Source organism: Buchnera aphidicola (Aphis helianthi) (assembly GCF_005083845.1).
In the GTDB taxonomy this organism is placed as follows: domain Bacteria; phylum Pseudomonadota; class Gammaproteobacteria; order Enterobacterales; family Enterobacteriaceae; genus Buchnera; species Buchnera aphidicola_AW.
Window position 1 is genome coordinate 1 of record NZ_CP034894.1, and the last position, 16,658, is coordinate 16,658.

The 16,658-nt window shown below is 25.6% G+C and carries 16 protein-coding genes; 13 read left to right on the top strand and 3 right to left on the bottom strand.

The genetic code is table 11. The features are described from left to right. The first annotated feature begins 201 nt into the window (after positions 1 to 201). The 9 genes from mnmG to D9V62_RS00045 all read left to right on the top strand — a co-directional run bounded on the left by mnmG (position 202) and on the right by D9V62_RS00045 (position 8,850). Positions 202 to 2,097, top strand: coding sequence for a tRNA uridine-5-carboxymethylaminomethyl(34) synthesis enzyme MnmG (gene mnmG / locus D9V62_RS00005; RefSeq protein WP_158339782.1), 1,896 nt, complete (start codon positions 202 to 204; stop codon positions 2,095 to 2,097). 179 nt (positions 2,098 to 2,276) lie between these two features. Continuing rightward, positions 2,277 to 3,095 (top strand): F0F1 ATP synthase subunit A, encoded by an 819-nt coding sequence (atpB, locus tag D9V62_RS00010; protein ID WP_158339783.1) that lies wholly within the window; start codon positions 2,277 to 2,279, stop codon positions 3,093 to 3,095. Between the two features lie 42 nt (positions 3,096 to 3,137). After that, entirely contained in the window at positions 3,138 to 3,377 is a 240-nt protein-coding gene (gene atpE, locus D9V62_RS00015; protein ID WP_158339784.1) for a F0F1 ATP synthase subunit C, read from the top strand. Between the two features lie 108 nt (positions 3,378 to 3,485). Further along, on the top strand, positions 3,486 to 3,989 hold the full coding sequence (locus D9V62_RS00020; RefSeq protein ID WP_158339785.1) for a F0F1 ATP synthase subunit B: 504 nt from the start codon (positions 3,486 to 3,488) through the stop codon (positions 3,987 to 3,989). Next, entirely contained in the window at positions 3,989 to 4,519 is a 531-nt protein-coding gene (gene atpH / locus D9V62_RS00025) for an ATP synthase F1 subunit delta (RefSeq protein ID WP_158339786.1), read from the top strand. The genes D9V62_RS00020 and atpH overlap by 1 nt, the downstream gene beginning before the upstream one ends. A gap of 11 nt (positions 4,520 to 4,530) precedes the next feature. Continuing rightward, positions 4,531 to 6,063 carry a F0F1 ATP synthase subunit alpha gene (gene atpA / locus D9V62_RS00030; protein WP_158339787.1) on the top strand — a complete coding sequence of 511 codons (1,533 nt, stop codon included), beginning with the start codon at positions 4,531 to 4,533 and terminating at the stop codon, positions 6,061 to 6,063. 50 nt (positions 6,064 to 6,113) lie between these two features. Continuing rightward, entirely contained in the window at positions 6,114 to 6,986 is an 873-nt protein-coding gene (gene atpG, locus D9V62_RS00035; RefSeq protein ID WP_158339788.1) for a F0F1 ATP synthase subunit gamma, read from the top strand. Between the two features lie 22 nt (positions 6,987 to 7,008). Continuing rightward, the gene (gene atpD / locus D9V62_RS00040) at positions 7,009 to 8,406 is read left to right on the top strand and encodes a F0F1 ATP synthase subunit beta (protein WP_158340330.1); all 1,398 of its coding nucleotides are present in this window, start codon (positions 7,009 to 7,011) and stop codon (positions 8,404 to 8,406) included. 21 nt (positions 8,407 to 8,427) lie between these two features. After that, positions 8,428 to 8,850 (top strand): F0F1 ATP synthase subunit epsilon, encoded by a 423-nt coding sequence (locus D9V62_RS00045; RefSeq protein WP_261979526.1) that lies wholly within the window; start codon positions 8,428 to 8,430, stop codon positions 8,848 to 8,850. Positions 8,851 to 8,942: 92 nt separating this feature from the next. On the opposite strand, the gene gyrB is transcribed toward D9V62_RS00045, so the two are convergent. From gyrB to dnaA, 3 genes are all read right to left on the bottom strand, one after another. Then, the gene (gene gyrB, locus D9V62_RS00050) at positions 8,943 to 11,354 is read right to left on the bottom strand and encodes a DNA topoisomerase (ATP-hydrolyzing) subunit B (protein WP_158339790.1); all 2,412 of its coding nucleotides are present in this window, start codon (positions 11,352 to 11,354) and stop codon (positions 8,943 to 8,945) included. A gap of 78 nt (positions 11,355 to 11,432) precedes the next feature. Beyond that, complete coding sequence (gene dnaN, locus D9V62_RS00055; RefSeq protein WP_158339791.1) at positions 11,433 to 12,533, bottom strand: DNA polymerase III subunit beta; 1,101 nt, start codon at positions 12,531 to 12,533, stop codon at positions 11,433 to 11,435. Between the two features lie 4 nt (positions 12,534 to 12,537). Beyond that, positions 12,538 to 13,902: a chromosomal replication initiator protein DnaA gene (dnaA, locus tag D9V62_RS00060; RefSeq protein WP_158339792.1), complete on the bottom strand. Its 1,365-nt coding sequence runs from the start codon at positions 13,900 to 13,902 to the stop codon at positions 12,538 to 12,540. A gap of 371 nt (positions 13,903 to 14,273) precedes the next feature. Between dnaA and rpmH the strand changes: the two genes are divergently transcribed. The 4 genes from rpmH to yidC are packed head-to-tail and all read left to right on the top strand — an operon-like array spanning position 14,274 to position 16,612. Beyond that, entirely contained in the window at positions 14,274 to 14,417 is a 144-nt protein-coding gene (gene rpmH, locus D9V62_RS00065) for a 50S ribosomal protein L34 (RefSeq protein WP_158339793.1), read from the top strand. Further along, a complete protein-coding gene (rnpA, locus tag D9V62_RS00070) occupies positions 14,401 to 14,775 on the top strand; it encodes a ribonuclease P protein component (protein WP_315984411.1) in 375 nt (124 codons plus the stop codon). The genes rpmH and rnpA overlap by 17 nt, the downstream gene beginning before the upstream one ends. Further along, positions 14,754 to 15,011, top strand: a complete 258-nt coding sequence (yidD, locus tag D9V62_RS00075; protein WP_158339794.1) for a membrane protein insertion efficiency factor YidD — start codon at positions 14,754 to 14,756, stop codon at positions 15,009 to 15,011. The genes rnpA and yidD overlap by 22 nt, the downstream gene beginning before the upstream one ends. Positions 15,012 to 15,013: 2 nt before the next feature. Continuing rightward, a complete protein-coding gene (yidC, locus tag D9V62_RS00080) occupies positions 15,014 to 16,612 on the top strand; it encodes a membrane protein insertase YidC (RefSeq protein WP_158339795.1) in 1,599 nt (532 codons plus the stop codon). The last annotated feature ends 46 nt before the right edge of the window (positions 16,613 to 16,658 follow it).

Below are 16,658 nucleotides of genomic sequence, written 5' to 3' on the forward strand. Positions count from 1 at the left end.
TCCACAGATTTTGTGTTTGCTAATAATAATAATATTATTATTATTTATAATTATTTTTTTATTTTTTTAAATATTAATAAAATAATTAAAGTCAAAAACTAATCTTTAATATTAAAGTTTTATATTAATTATTTACATGTGTTATCTTGATTAAAATATTAATACTGTATAAAATAATTTTAACATTTAAAGGGTTTTGATATGTTGCAGTCAAATTTAAAAAATTTTGATGTAATTATTATTGGTGGAGGACATGCTGGAACTGAAGCTGCATCAGCTTCTTCGAGAATGGGATGTAAAACGTTATTATTAACTAAAAATATAGCAGATATTGGTATTTTGTCTTGTAATCCAGCAATTGGTGGAATTGGAAAAAGTCATTTAGTCAAAGAAATAGATGCTTTAGGTGGTATAATGGCTAGAGCTATTGATTATTCAGGTATTCAGTTTAGAATTTTGAATAGTAAAAAAGGTCCTGCTGTTAGATCTACTCGTGCACAAGCTGATAGAATACTTTATTCTAAAAATATAAAAAAATTGTTAAAGAAAGAAAAGAATTTATTAATTTTAAATGAAGAAATAAAAGATTTAATCGTTAAAAATTATAAGGTTATTGGTGTATTAACACAGACTCAAATAAGTTTTTATGCTAAATCAGTTGTTTTATCTACAGGTACTTTTTTAGGAGGCAAGATACATATAGGTTTAGATAGTCATTCTGCAGGAAGAATAAATGAAAAAGCTTCGTTAGATTTAGCATGTCGTTTAAGAGAATTACCTTTACGTGTGAGTCGATTAAAAACAGGTACTCCACCTAGAATTGATTTAAATACCATTGACTTTAAGAATTTATTTGTACAACATGGAGACGTTCCTATTCCGGTTTTTTCTTTTTTAGGAAAAGTCTCAGATCATCCTTTACAAATACCATGTTATCTTACACATACAAATGAAAAAACACATCAAATTATACGTGATAATTTACATAAAAGTCCAATATACCAAGGTTTAATTACAGGTTTAGGACCTCGCTATTGTCCTTCTATTGAAGACAAAATAATACGTTTTCCTAATAAAATATCACATCAGATTTTTTTAGAACCAGAAGGTCTTTCTAGTTTAAAAATATATCCTAATGGGATCTCAACTAGTTTGCCATTACAAGTTCAAGAAGAATTAATTAAATCTATTAAAGGTTTAGAAAAAGCAAAAATTATTGACCCAGGGTATGCAATAGAATATGATTTTTTTGATCCTAAAGATTTAAATTTAACTTTAGAAAGTAAGTGGATTAAAGGGCTTTTTTTAGCGGGTCAAATAAATGGTACTACTGGTTATGAAGAAGCGGCTTCTCAAGGCCTTTTAGCAGGTTTAAATGCTGGGTTATATGCATTGGATCGAAACCAATGGTTTCCTAGACGTGATCAGGCTTATTTAGGGGTTCTTATTGATGATCTTACTACACAAGGTACTAATGAACCATATCGTATGTTCACTTCGCGTGCTGAACATCGATTAATTTTAAGAGAAGATAATGCTGATTTACGTCTTACTGAAATTGGTCATAAATTTGGGTTAATTAATAATTTTCGATGGTCTCATTATAACGATAAATTACTGAATATTAAGTCTGAAATAAAATTTTTAAAAAAAACAAAAATATATCCTCAATCTGATCATTCTAAACTTTTAAGTAATTTTTTTGATATTTCATTAACAAAAGAATTAAATATTTTTAATTTATTAAAACGACCAGAGATTACATATAAAAAATTATCTTATCTAAATATTTTTCATTCACAGATATCTGATTTAGAAATTATAAATCATATAGAAAACGAAATAAAGTATGAAGGTTATATTAAACGACAGTTAGAAGAAATTAATAGACATTTAAAAAATGAACATACTCTTTTACCATCTCATTATGATTATAATCAAGTAAAAGGTTTATCTCATGAAGCAGTGTCTAAGTTAAATGATTATAAACCAGTTTCTATTGGTCAAGCATCTCGTATTTCCGGAATTACACCTGCATCTATATCTGTTTTATTAATACATTTAAAAAAAGAAGCATATAAAAAACTTATATTATAAAAGATTTAAAATATAATTATTTTTAATATATAATTTAGTTGATAAATATCAAAATTATTTAAATTAAAAAAACATTTTTAGTTTTTTTAAAAACTAAATGTTTTTAAAAGTTCTTTTAAATAAAAACGCTTTAAAATTTTTTATTTTTGTATTAAATTCAATATAAATGAGAAAAAATTATGTTTTTAGAGCAAATATCCAATCCTCAAAAATATATCAGTCATCATTTACATCATTTACAAATAGATTTACTTAATTTTACATTTGTTAAATCTGAAAGTGTATCTTCTCATTTTTGGATTTTAAATCTTGATTCAATAATATTTTCTTTTATATTAGGATGTATTTTTATAAGTATTTTTTATATAGTAGCAAAAAATATTACAACTGGTGTACCAAGTAAATTACAAACGTGCGTTGAAATAATTTTTGATTTTGTATCTACTAATGTTAAAAGTATGTTTCAAGGAAATAATCCACTTATAGCACCATTGTCATTAACAATTTTTATATGGGTATTTTTAATGAATTGTATGGATTTAATTCCAATCGATTTTATACCTTTATTATTTGAAAAGTTTTTTCAACTCCCAGCTATTCGTGTTGTTCCATCTGCTGATGTGAATATCACTTTGTCTATGTCATTAGCAGTTTTTATTCTAATTTTATTGTATAGTGTAAAAATTAAAGGATATATTGGTTTTTTAAAAGAACTAACTTTACAACCTTTTAATCATCCTGTATTTTTTGTTTTTAATTTTTTATTAGAATTTGTTTCTTTATTATCTAAACCTATTTCTTTGGGCTTAAGACTTTTTGGTAACATGTATTCTGGTGAAATGATTTTTATTTTAATTGCAGGTTTGCTTCCATGGTGGTTTCAGTGTTTTTTAAATGTTCCATGGGCTATTTTTCATATTTTAATCATTTCCTTACAAGCTTTTATTTTTATGGTGTTAACAATTGTTTATTTATCAATAGCTTCGCAATCTCATTAAGGTAAAGTTTAACTATAATCCTATTAAAATTCGGGGTTTATAATGCATAATTTAAATATTGATATGTTATATATAGCAGTAGCTATTATGATTGGATTAGCGGCAATTGGTGCTGCTATTGGTATTGGTATTTTAGGTGGAAAATTTTTAGAAGGAGCAGCAAGACAGCCTGATTTAATTCCTTTATTAAGAACACAGTTTTTTGTTGTTATGGGGTTAGTTGACGCGATTCCTATGATTGCTGTAGGTTTAGGTTTATATATGCTTTTTGCTATTTCTTAGTTTTTTATTGTTTAAAAAAATTGAATTTTATCTTAAATAATCAGCAAAATCTTTACGTTTTTGAATGGCGTAAAGATTAATTTATATTTTAATATAAGGCGTATAATTGTGAATCTTAATGCAACAATTTTGGGACAAGCAATTTCATTTTTTTTATTTGTTTGGTTTTGTATGAAGTATATATGGCCTCCCATTATTTTGGCTATAGAAACAAGACAAAAAAAAATTGAAGACACTTTAATTTCTTCAAAAAAAATTGAACAAGAATATCTTATTATTCAAAAAAAAATGAATCAAACAATTAAAGATACGAAAGAAAAAGCTGCTTTTATTTTAAATGAAGCAAATCAACAAAAATTATTAATTTTAGAAGAAGCAAAAAACAAAGCGATTGAAGAAACCAAAAAAATTTTATTAAATAGTCAAGTGGAAATTGATATGCAATTAATGCATGCGCGTCAAAATTTAAAAAAAGAAATTATAGCTTTGTCTATTTTAATGACTGAAAAAATGATTAAACAAAATATTCAAGATAATAAAAATAAATTTTTTATGAATAATATAATAACTTTGTTATCAGAAATAAAAAAAATTAATATAGGTGATGTTTAATGTCATTTGATACCATTGCCAGACCTTATGCTAAAGCTATTTTTGAAATAGCAATAAAAAATAATTCAATAAAAAAATGGAAAAAAATATTGATTTTAATTCATCAAATTATTGCATTTAAAAAAATTCAAAAATTTTTATCTGGATCTTTATCTCCTAATTATTTATCATCATTTTTTATATCTATTATAGGGGAACATCTTGACGAATATTCAAAAAATTTAATAAAATTATTGGCTTATCATCAGAGATTAAAAATATTTGATAGTATATTAAAGCACTTTCTTAAATTAGAAGCTTCTCATCAAAAAATTATTATTATTGAATTAACATCAGCATTTGTTTTAAAAGAATCTCAAATAATTAAAATACGTAATATTTTAGAAGAAATATTATCTTCTAAAGTTGAATTTATATATAAAATTAACAATTATATACTTGATGGTATACTTATAAAAATAAATGATCAAATCTTTGATTTTTCTATGCGGAATTATTTACAACAATTATCTTTAGAATTAAAATTTTAAGAGAAAAACATATGCAATTAAACGCCACAGAAATTAGTCAATTGATTAAAGAAAGAATTTCACAATTTGAGGTATTTAATCAATCTTATAATGAAGGTACTATTATTTCTGTTAACGATGGTATTATAAAGATCTATGGTCTTTCTGAGGTGATGTTAGGAGAAATGATTTCTCTATCTAATAATGAGTATGCTATCGCGCTTAATATAGAGAGAGATACCGTTTCTGCTGTAGTTATGGGACCCTATATTCATATTAATGAAGGTATGAAAGTGAGATGTACAGGGAAAATTTTAGAGGTCCCCGTAGGCGTAAAATTTTTAGGTCGTATTGTTAATGCATTAGGTTCTCCTATTGATGGAAAAGGATCTATTAAATATGATAATTTTTTACCAGTAGAAGCTAATGCACCGGGAGTTATTGAACGTCAATCAATTAATCAACCTATACAAACTGGTTATAAAGCTATTGACGCTATGATCCCTATAGGTCGTGGTCAACGTGAATTAATTATTGGCGATCGTCAAACAGGCAAAACGGCACTTGCAATAGATACTATTATTAATCAAAGAAAATCTGATATTAATTGTATTTACGTAGCGATAGGACAAAAACTTTCTACTATTATTAATGTTGTAAAAAAATTAGAAGAACACGATGCTTTATCAAATACTATAGTTGTTGTTGCTTCTGCTGCTGAGGCAGCTTCTTTACAATATTTATCACCATATTCAGGTTGTGCGATGGGAGAGTTTTTTCGTGATCAAGGGAAAGATGCTTTAATTGTTTATGATGATCTTTCTAAACATGCAGTTGCTTATCGTCAAATTTCTTTATTATTACGTCGTCCTCCTGGAAGAGAAGCATTTCCTGGTGATATATTTTATCTTCATTCTCGTCTACTAGAAAGAGCTGCTCGTGTTTCTAAAGAATATATTCACAATATTACAAAAGGAAAAGTTGTTGGAAAGACAGGATCGCTTACAGCTTTACCAATTATTGAAACCCAGTCTGGTGATGTTTCTGCTTTTGTTCCGACAAATGTTATTTCTATTACTGATGGTCAAATATTTTTAGAATCTAATTTATTTAATTCAGGTATTCGACCTGCTGTAAATGCGGGTATTTCTGTTTCTCGTGTTGGCAGTTCTGCTCAAACTAATATTATTAAAAACCTGTCTTCTGGAATTCGAACAGCATTAGCTCAATATCATGAACTTGCAGCATTTTCACAATTTGCCTCAGATTTAGATCCAACGACACAAAAACAGTTAGTTCACGGGCAGAAAATTACAGAATTACTAAAACAAAAACAATATAATCCCTTTAGCATAGCTGATCAAGCATTAATGTTTTTTATTTCAGAAAACCATTTTCTTGATGATATCAATGTTGAAAAGATCGCTCAATTTGAAAGAGATATTTTGATATATGCATATAATTATTATTTAAATCTAATGATGGAAATAAATCGAGATGGAAATTTTAATGATAAAGTAAAAGAACAATTTATTGAATTAATAAAAAAGTTCAAAAATTCTTAATAGTATAATACTTAATTTTAAATAGAAAAATATAATTATAAAAAGAGAAGATACTAGTGGGTATAAAAGAAATACAAGATAAAATAACTAGTGTTATAAGTACAAAAAAAATTACTAAAGCTATGGAGATGGTTGCAATTTCTAAAATGCGGAAAACAGAAGAACGTATGCGTTTAGGAAGACCTTATTGCGAAATTATTAAAAAAGTCATTCAGCATGTTGTCAAAGGAAGTTTAGAGTATAAACATAGTTATTTAGAAAATCGAAACACTAAAAGAATTGGTATAATTATTATTTCAACTGATCGTGGTTTATGCGGTAGTTTAAATACTAATCTTTTTAAACAAGTACTATTAAAAATAAAAAAATTTATGCATATGAATATTCCTTGTGATTTAATATTATTTGGTTTAAAAAGTTTATCTGTATTTAAGTTAGATGGTATTTCTATTCTTGCTCAAGTTACTAATATAGGAGAAAATCCAGATTTTTCAAAATTGATTGGATCTGTACAAATTGTTTTAGAAAAATATCAAAATAATGAAATTGATAAAATATTCATTGCTTATAATAAATTTCATAATAAAATGTCTCAACATCCAATAATTAATCAACTTCTTCCATTATCCCCTAAAAAAAACACATTAAACAAAGAAAAATGGGATTATTTATACGAGCCAGAATCTAAATTAATTTTAGATACGTTGTTTAATAGATATATTGAATCTCAAGTATATCAAAGTATTTTAGAAAATATTGCAAGTGAACAAGCAGCTCGTATGGTAGCTATGAAAACTGCAACAGATAACAGTGCTAGTCGTATTAAAGAATTACAGTTAGTTTATAATAAAGTTCGTCAAGCTAACATTACTCAAGAATTAACTGAAATTATTGCTGGAGCATCAGCAGTTTCAGTAGATTAAAATTAGTTAGAGGTATTAAATGATAGCTAATGGAAAAATTATTCAAATTATTGGTGCTGTAGTGGATGTAGAATTTGATCAAAGTGCAGTACCAAAAATATATAACGCTTTAGAAGTACAAAATCAAAGAGTAAAACTTATTTTAGAAGTACAACAACAATTAGGATCAGGTATTGTTAGAACTATTGCTATGGGATCTACAAATGGTTTAAAAAGAGGTTTAATTGTGACTGATCTTGGGCATTATATTAAAATACCAGTAGGTCAGGCTACACTAGGTCGTATAATAAATGTATTAGGTGAAACAATAGATAATAAAGGGCCATTAACAAGTACAGATACTTCTGAAATAGAACATTGGGAGATTCATAGATCTCCTCCCAGTTATCAGGAACAATCTACTTCTCAAGAAATTTTAGAAACCGGTATAAAGGTTATTGATTTAATTTGTCCTTTTGCAAAAGGTGGAAAAGTTGGTTTATTTGGAGGCGCTGGTGTAGGAAAAACAGTAAATATGATGGAGCTAATTAGAAATGTTGCAATAGAACATTCTGGTTATTCGGTTTTTACTGGAGTTGGAGAAAGGACTCGAGAAGGAAATGATTTTTATTATGAAATGAAAGATTCAAAAGTTTTAGACAAAGTATCACTTGTATATGGTCAAATGAATGAACCACCAGGTAATCGATTGCGTGTTGCTTTTACAGGTTTAACTATTGCAGAAAAATTTCGTGATGAAGGTAAGAATGTTTTATTATTTATTGATAATATATATCGTTATACCTTAGCTGGGACAGAAGTATCTGCATTACTTGGCAGAATGCCATCTGCTGTAGGATATCAACCTACTTTATCTGAAGAAATGGGTTTATTACAAGAAAGAATCACTTCAACTAAAAAGGGTTCAATTACTTCTGTTCAAGCAGTTTATGTGCCTGCAGATGATTTAACAGATCCATCACCTGCTACAACGTTTGCACATTTAGATTCTACAGTCACATTGAGTCGTCAAATTGCATCTCTTGGTATTTATCCGGCTGTTGATCCTTTAAACTCTACCAGTCGTCAATTAGATCCTTATATTGTTGGAGATGATCACTATAATACAGCACGTGGAGTTCAATCAATATTACAAAGATATCAAGAATTAAAAGATATTATCGCAATATTAGGTATGGATGAACTTTCTGAAGAAGATAAAAAATTAGTTTCAAGAGCACGAAAAATACAGAGATTTTTATCGCAACCATTTTTTGTGGCAGAAGTATTTACTGGTTTTCCAGGTAAATATGTATCTTTAAAAGATAATATTCGTGCATTTAAGGGGATAATAGAAGGTGAATTTGATGATTTACCAGAACAAGCATTTTATATGGTAGGTTCAATTGAAGAAGTTCAAGCAAAATCAAAAATATTATAAATTATAGTAAATATTTTGGATATACCCATGGATTTTTATTTAGATATTGTTAGCGTTGAAAAACGTATATTTTCTGGGTTAGTTAAAAAAATACGAGTTTCTGGTAGTGAAGGGGAAATGGGTATTTATCCAGGACATGCTCAATTATTAAGTATAATTAAACCAGGAATAGTATATATATTTCATAAAAATAAAGCAGAAGAATGTCTTTATATATCAGGAGGTATCTTAGAAATTCAACCTTCTATTATTTCTATTTTAGCAGATATTGTTATTCGTGGCGTAGATTTAGATCGAAAACGTATTTTACAAGCAAAAAAACAAGCTGAAGAATATTATTTTAAACATCAAAATAAAAACATTAATACAGATGATCTTTTACTAAAAATATCAAAAGAAATTGCAAAACTTCGTGTTCTTGAAATAATGGATAAATTTAAATAATAGAAAATAATATTTTCGCGGCTGGTTTTTCCTGCCGCAATTATTTTTTTAAAAGATATAAGTATTTTTTAATAAAATATATGTTAAATTTTTTAAATATCTATATTTTCCGCTTTTAACGCATTATTTTCTATAAATTTTCGTCTAGGTTCTACTGCATCACCCATTAGAGTGTTAAATAAATGATTTGCTGAAATTGCATCATTAATTGTAACTTGTAACATATTTCTTGTTTCAGGATTCATCGTTGTATTCCATAATTGTTCTGGATTCATCTCTCCAAGTCCTTTATAACGTTGAATAAATGAATTATTTTTAAACTCGTTAGTTAACCATTCTATAGTATTTTTTATATCATTTATTATGTATGTTTTTTCTCCTTTTTCTATAAAATTATTATTTTTTTGAAACTTTTTAAATTTTTCACCTAATTTAACAATTGAAAGATATTCCTGGCTGGTTAGAAATTTGTTTGTAAAATCATATTGATTATGATTTTCATATCTAGATGAAATTATACTTGGTTCAAATATATTTTCATTTTCTTTTTTATTAACTTTAAATTTGTAAAATATATTATTTTTATCTTTTTTATTTAGTCTTTCTGTTAATTTTTCAATCCAAATAACAACTTGTTCTTGATTTGTTAAATTATTTAAATGTGGTTGATAGATTAATTCATTTAATATTATTTCAGGAAAGTAGTTTTTATTTTTTTTTATATTATTTTGGATTTGATTAAATTCGTAAATAATTTGTTTAAATGTTTTTATATTATTTTCAATATCATTGTGTTTGTTGTTTTTTATAATAAGATTCTTTAAAGCTATTTTAACTTGATATTTTTTCATTTCTTCATCGTTTTTAATATATTTTTCTTTTTTTCCTATTTTAATTTTATACAAAGGAGGCTGTGCAATATAAATATATCCTTTTTCAATTAATTCAGGTAATTGACGATAAAAAAATGTTAGTAATAATGTTCGAATATGTGCTCCATCAACATCTGCATCTGTCATGATAATAATATAGTTATATCTTAATTTTTCTAAATTATATTCGTTTTTTCCAATTCCACATCCCAAAGCTGTTATTAGAGCTGCTAATTCTTGAGATAAAATTATTTTATCAAATTTTGATTTTTGTACATTTAATATCTTTCCCTTAAGAGGTAAAATAGCTTGATTTTTTCTATTTCTGCCTTGTTTTGCAGATCCACCTGCAGAGTCTCCTTCTACCAAATAAATTTCTGATACTGTAGGATCATTTTCTTGACAGTCAGACAACTTTCCAGGCAATCCTCCTAAATCTAATATTCCTTTTTTTTTGTTTATTTCTCTAGCACGTCTTGCAGCTTCTCTTGTTTTTGCAGCATTTATAATTTTTTGAATTATAGCTTTTGAATCAATAGGGTTTTCTAAAAGATATTCAATAAGATGTTCATTAATTAGTGATTCTATTACTGATTTTGCTTCAGATGAAACTAATTTATCCTTTGTTTGTGAAGAAAATTTTGGATCAGATAATTTAATTGATATAATTGCTGTTAATCCCTCTCTAGTATCTTCTCCTATAACAACAGTTCTATTTTTTTTATTATATCCTTCACGTTCAATATGTAAGTTTAATGTACGTGTTACTCCAGATCTAAAACCTGCTAAATGTGTACCACCATCTTTTTGAGGTATATTATTAGTAAAACAACATATATTTTCTTTGTGTGATTCGTTCCATTGTATAGCTACTTCTAATTCAACATTATTTTTAGTAGATTTAAAGTAAAATATATTTGAATTAATCACTATTTTTTTTTTATTTAAAAATTTAATAAAAGCTTTAATACCGCCTTTATAACGATAATGATCTTCAATATTATTTCTATTATCTTTTAAGTAGATAGAAATATTAGAGTTAAGAAAAGATAGTTCACGTAAACGTTTAGATAAAATTTCATATTGAAATTTTCTTTTATTTGTAAAAATTTTATAACTAGGCCAAAATCTAATGTACGTACCTGTTTTACTTGTTTTTCCAAGTATTAACAAAGGTGATTCTGGAATTCCATTTTTATATATTTGTTTATATTGCTGTTGATTTTTATATATTATTAATTCTAATTTTTCTGATAAAGCATTAACTACTGAAATTCCTACACCATGTAATCCACCAGATATTTTATAGGAAGAATTATCAAATTTTCCTCCTGAATGTAATACAGTCATAATAACTTCTGCGGCTGAAATTTTTTCTTCATGATGTATATCTGTTGGAATTCCTCTTCCATCATCTTGGATTGATACAGAATTATCTTTGTGAATAATAACTATTATTTCCTTACAGAATCCTGCTAATGCTTCATCAATAGAATTATCTACAATTTCGAAAACCATATGATGTAACCCACTTCCATCATCTGTGTCTCCAATATACATTCCAGGTCTTTTTCGTACTGCATCTAATCCTCTTAAAATTTGAATTTTCGAAGAATTATAGGTATCTGTCATAAGTATTCCTATTTATTATTGTTGATTTTTTTATAAATCAATAGTTTTTTATTTTTCTATTTTATATATGTTTTTAAGTTAACGTTTTAGTAACATTATAACGTAAATAGTTGAAGAATTATTTTCTGATTCAATTTGTATTGAAGATTGAGATTTATTTAAAAATAACAAAATATTTTTACTATTAATAGTGTTAAGAACATCTAATATATAATAAACATTAATGGATATTTCTATTGTGTCACCAAAATATTCAATATTAAATTTATCTTCTGCTGTTTCTTCTTCTTGATTATCAGATGTTGTTTTTAGTTCACCGCTTTTAATATTTATTTCAATTCCAGAAAATTTTTCATGTGATAGAATAGAAGTACGTAGTAATGATTTTTTTAATAAATCATTATTAATAATAATAGGTTTTTTTGGGTTTTCTAATAAAACACTTTTATAATCTGGATATTTTCCTTCAATTAATTGAGTTGTAAAAATTAAATTATTTATATGTATTCTTAGATTATTAGTACCAATTAAAATATGTAATAATGTTTCTTTGATATTTAATAATCTTAATATTTCTATTATTCCTTTATGTGGAACAATAATTGAAAAAGAGTTAATTTTTTCTTTTAAAGACACATATGAGGTTGCTAATCGATATCCATCTGTTGCAACATTTCGAAGATAATTTTCTTTTTGCTCAAATAACATACCATTAAGATAATAACGAACATCTTGTTTTCCCATAGCAAATTCAGTTTTTATTATCATATTTTTTAAAATATCTGATGATATATAAAAGCTAGAAATATGATTAAAATTTTGATGATTAGGAAAATTTTCAGTTGGTAAAGTTACTAATATATAACGACTCTTTTCAGAGGAAATATATATTTTTTTATTTTTTAACTCTATTTGAATATTTGACATTTCTGGTAAATTTCGACAAATATTTAATATTTTTCTACCCGAAATAGTTGCTTTTCCTAGTATATATTTTTTTGAGATTTGAATATTTACAATTATTTCAATTTCTAAATTTGTTGCAGTTAAAGATAATATACCTTTTTTAATTTCTATAAGAATATTTTCTAAAATAGGAAGTGAAGTATTTTTAACTAATAATCGATTAATTTTTTTTAGATTTTCAACTAAAATATTGTTTGGAATAATAAATTTCATAAAATCACACTGATAGAGTTCTAATTAAATTGGAAAAATCTTCTTTAATATCATTGCTTTCTTCTCGTAATTGATCGATTTTACGACAAGCATGTAGTACTGTAGTATGATCTCTGCCGCTAAATGCATCTCCAATTTCTGGCAAGCTATGATTGGTTAATTCTTTTGCCATAGCCATAGCCATTTGTCTTGGTCGAGCTACCGATCGAGAACGTCTTCGAGATAATAAATCTGATACTTTAATTTTATAATATTCTGCAACTGTTTTTTGTATATTATCAATTGTTATAAGTTTTTCTTGTAATGCTAATATATCTCTCAGTGCTTCTCGTACAAATTCAATTGTAATAGTTTTATGAGTGAAATTAGCATTAACAATAATTCTATTTAAAGCACCTTCTAACTCACGCACATTAGAGCATAATCGTTTAGCAATAAAAAAAGCAACTTCATCAGGTAGTACAATATTTTTTTCATCAGCTTTTTTTATTAATATAGCTACTCTTGTTTCTAATTCTGGCGGGTCTATAGCAACAGTTAGTCCCCATCCAAATCTTGATTTTAATCGATCTTCAACACCATTTATTTCTTTAGGATAACGATCTGAAGTTAAAATGATTTGTTGATTTCCTTCTAGAAGAGCGTTAAATGTATGAAAAAATTCTTCTTGAGAACGTTCTTTATGGGCAAAAAATTGAATATCATCAATTAATAATGCATCAACTGATCGATAATGTAATTTAAATTTTTCAATTGCATTATTTTGTAAAGCTCTCACCATATCTTGAACAAAACGTTCCGAATGCATATAAATTATTTTCATATTATATTTATATGTTAATATTTCATTTCCAATTGCATGAAGTAAATGTGTTTTACCTAATCCTGTTCTTCCGTATAAAAAGAGTGGATTGTAAGAATTACCAGGATTATGAGCAACTTGAGAAGCTGCTGCACGTGCTAATTGATTGGATTTTCCTTCTATAAAGTTTTCAAATTTATTTTTTTTGTTAATATTAGAACGATAAGACAATTCATGGAAAATAGGTATTTTATCCCATTTTTGTCGTATGTTTATTTTTTTTAAATAATTTATAGTATTTTTTTTAAATTTTTTTTCTTTAGAAGTTTGATATACTTTAAATGTTACTAGTGGTGTATTTAAACCACAAAGATCTTTTAGTATTTTATTAAAAGTAATTAAATATTTGTCTTTTACCCACTCTAATATAAATTGATTTGGAGCGTATATTTCTAAAATATTATTATTTAGTTTGGCTTTCAGAGAGCGTATCCACATGCTAAATTCTGTAGATGGTAGCTCATCCTGCAACCGGTCAAGACACTGTTTCCAAAGACAAAGTGACACGGTAGACTCCAAGCGAACAAAATTAAATAAAATTAAAGTTTAAAAATTTTTTATATAAAAATTATATAAAATCATATTTTTTACATTAAAAGTTATACAATTTAAAATAGGTGAGTATAACGAAAGGATGTAATATATTTTTAGATATTTTTATTTAACAAAGTGGTTTTTAGCTGTATTTTATAAATAATAATTTACTTTTATAATAAAAATAAAATATTAAAATTTTTTTAAATATATTTTTAAAACTTTATAAAAATAATAAGATAATAGTTTTTTTAAAATAAATTTACTTTTAAAAAAATATTTCTTTATATTTTACACTTAACTAATTATAGAATCTCATTAATTTTTATTGGATACATATTAAAATGAAACGAACTTTTCAACCATCAATATTAAAACGTAATCGTTCACATGGATTTAGAATTCGAATGGCAACTAAAAATGGTCGTTATATTTTATCACGAAGACGTGCTAAATTAAGGGCACGTTTAAGTGTTTCTAGTAAGTAACAAGTTGAATATGATGTTAAATTATTCTTTAAAAAAAAAATCAAGATTATTAAAATCTATACATTTTAAATATGTTTTTAAAAAACATGTTATTCAAAAAAAAACAGAACTAGTTATTTTAGGACGTCCCAATTTATTAGGATATCCTAGATTAGGTATCAGCATATCTAGAAAAAATATAAAATATGCATATAAACGCAATATTATTAAAAGATTGATTCGAGAAACTTTTCGTGTATTACAACATAAATTAACTTTTATGGATTTTATAGTAATAGCTAAAAAAAATATTATTTTTTTAAATAATAAAAATATAATTAATATATTGGAGAATTTATGGTTAAACTATCATCAATAATTGTATGCTGTTTAAGTTTTTTTATTTCAATTTATCAGTATTGTATTAGTCCTTTTATGCAATCAAATTGTCGTTTTTATCCAACTTGTTCGACATATATGCTATTATCTTTACGTAAATTTGGTGTAATTAAAGGTATAATATTGACAGTTTTCCGTTTATTTAAATGTCATCCATTGCATTCAGGTGGATGCAATTTCATACCTACAAATATACAAGATAAAAGTGAATATTAATTATGGAAGTACAGCGTAATTTTTTTATTTTTGCCTTTTTATTTATTTCCTTTTTACTTTGGCAGGAATGGCAAAAGCAATCATTTTTAAATGATTATCAAAATAAAAAAAATAGTATAGATTTCCATATTGATCCTGAAAAGAACAATCATCAAAATCAAATTATTATTAAAAACGATGTAATTCGTTTAGTTGTAAACATGTATGGTGGTGATATAGAAGAAGCTAGTTTACTAGCTTATAAAGATAAATTAAATTCTTCCAAACCACTAAAATTATTAGAAACAGCATCAGATTTTGTGTATCAAGCACAAAGTGGATTAATTGGTAAAGATGGACCAGATAATGCAGAAAATTATATTAGACCACTTTATCATGCAAGAAAAAACTTTTTTGAATTAGAAAATAATAAAGAAGAATTACGTGTGCCAATAAGTTTTATTAAAGATAATAATATTATTTATACTAAAACTTTTATTCTTAAATCAGGAAAATATGATGTACAAGTAGAATATAATATACATAATCTTAGTAATGATAATTTACAGCTGCGTATGTTTGGACAGTTAAAACAAACTATTAAACTTCCTAAACAACGTGATATTTATAGTGGTAATTTTGCTTTACAAACATTTCGAGGATCTGCATATTCAAGTACTGATTCAAAATATGAAAAATATAAATTTGATAATATTTCTAAAAATCAACAATTACATATTTTAACTAAAAGTGGTTGGGTTGCAATGTTGCAACAATATTTTACTGTAGCTTGGATACCTGAAGAAGATGTAAATCTTAATACTATTTACACATCCTATATAAATCATAATATTGCTAGTATCGGATACAAATCACCTCTTATTAATATTCCCTCAAATTCTCAATCTATTATAAAATCAAAGTTATGGATAGGACCAGCAATACAGAAAGAAATGGCATTAGTAGCCCCAAATTTAGATTTAACAGTAGATTATGGATGGCTTTGGTTTTTATCTCAACCATTATTTAAATTGTTAAGTATTTTATATAATCTCATAGGAAATTGGGGATTTTCTATTATTTTAATTACATTTATTATGAAAGCTATAACTTATCCTTTAACAAAAGCACAATATGTTTCTATGGCTAAAATGCGAAAATTACAACCTAAAATTAATGAAATAAAGAAAAATTTTGGGAATAATAAACAGCGTATGAGTCAAGAAATGATGAATTTATATAAAAAAGAAAAGATTAATCCCTTAGGTGGTTGTTTACCTGTTTTTATACAAATGCCTATTTTTTTATCACTTTATTATATGTTAATTGGATCTGTTGAACTTAGACACGCTCCTTTTTTATTATGGATTAAAGATTTGTCTAATCAAGATCCTTATTATGTTTTACCGATTATTATGGGTATTACAATGTTTTTTATTCAAAAAACGTCGTCTAATAATATATCTGATCCATTACAAAAAAAAATAATGCATTTTATGCCTATTATTTTTACAGTATTTTTTTTATGGTTTCCATCTGGACTAGTTTTATACTATATTGTGAGTAATTTAGTGACTATTATCCAACAAAAAATTATTTTATTTAATTTAAAAAATGAATAATTTAAATAAAATTTTTTTCACTTTTAAAAGTTTTATCATTTTAAAT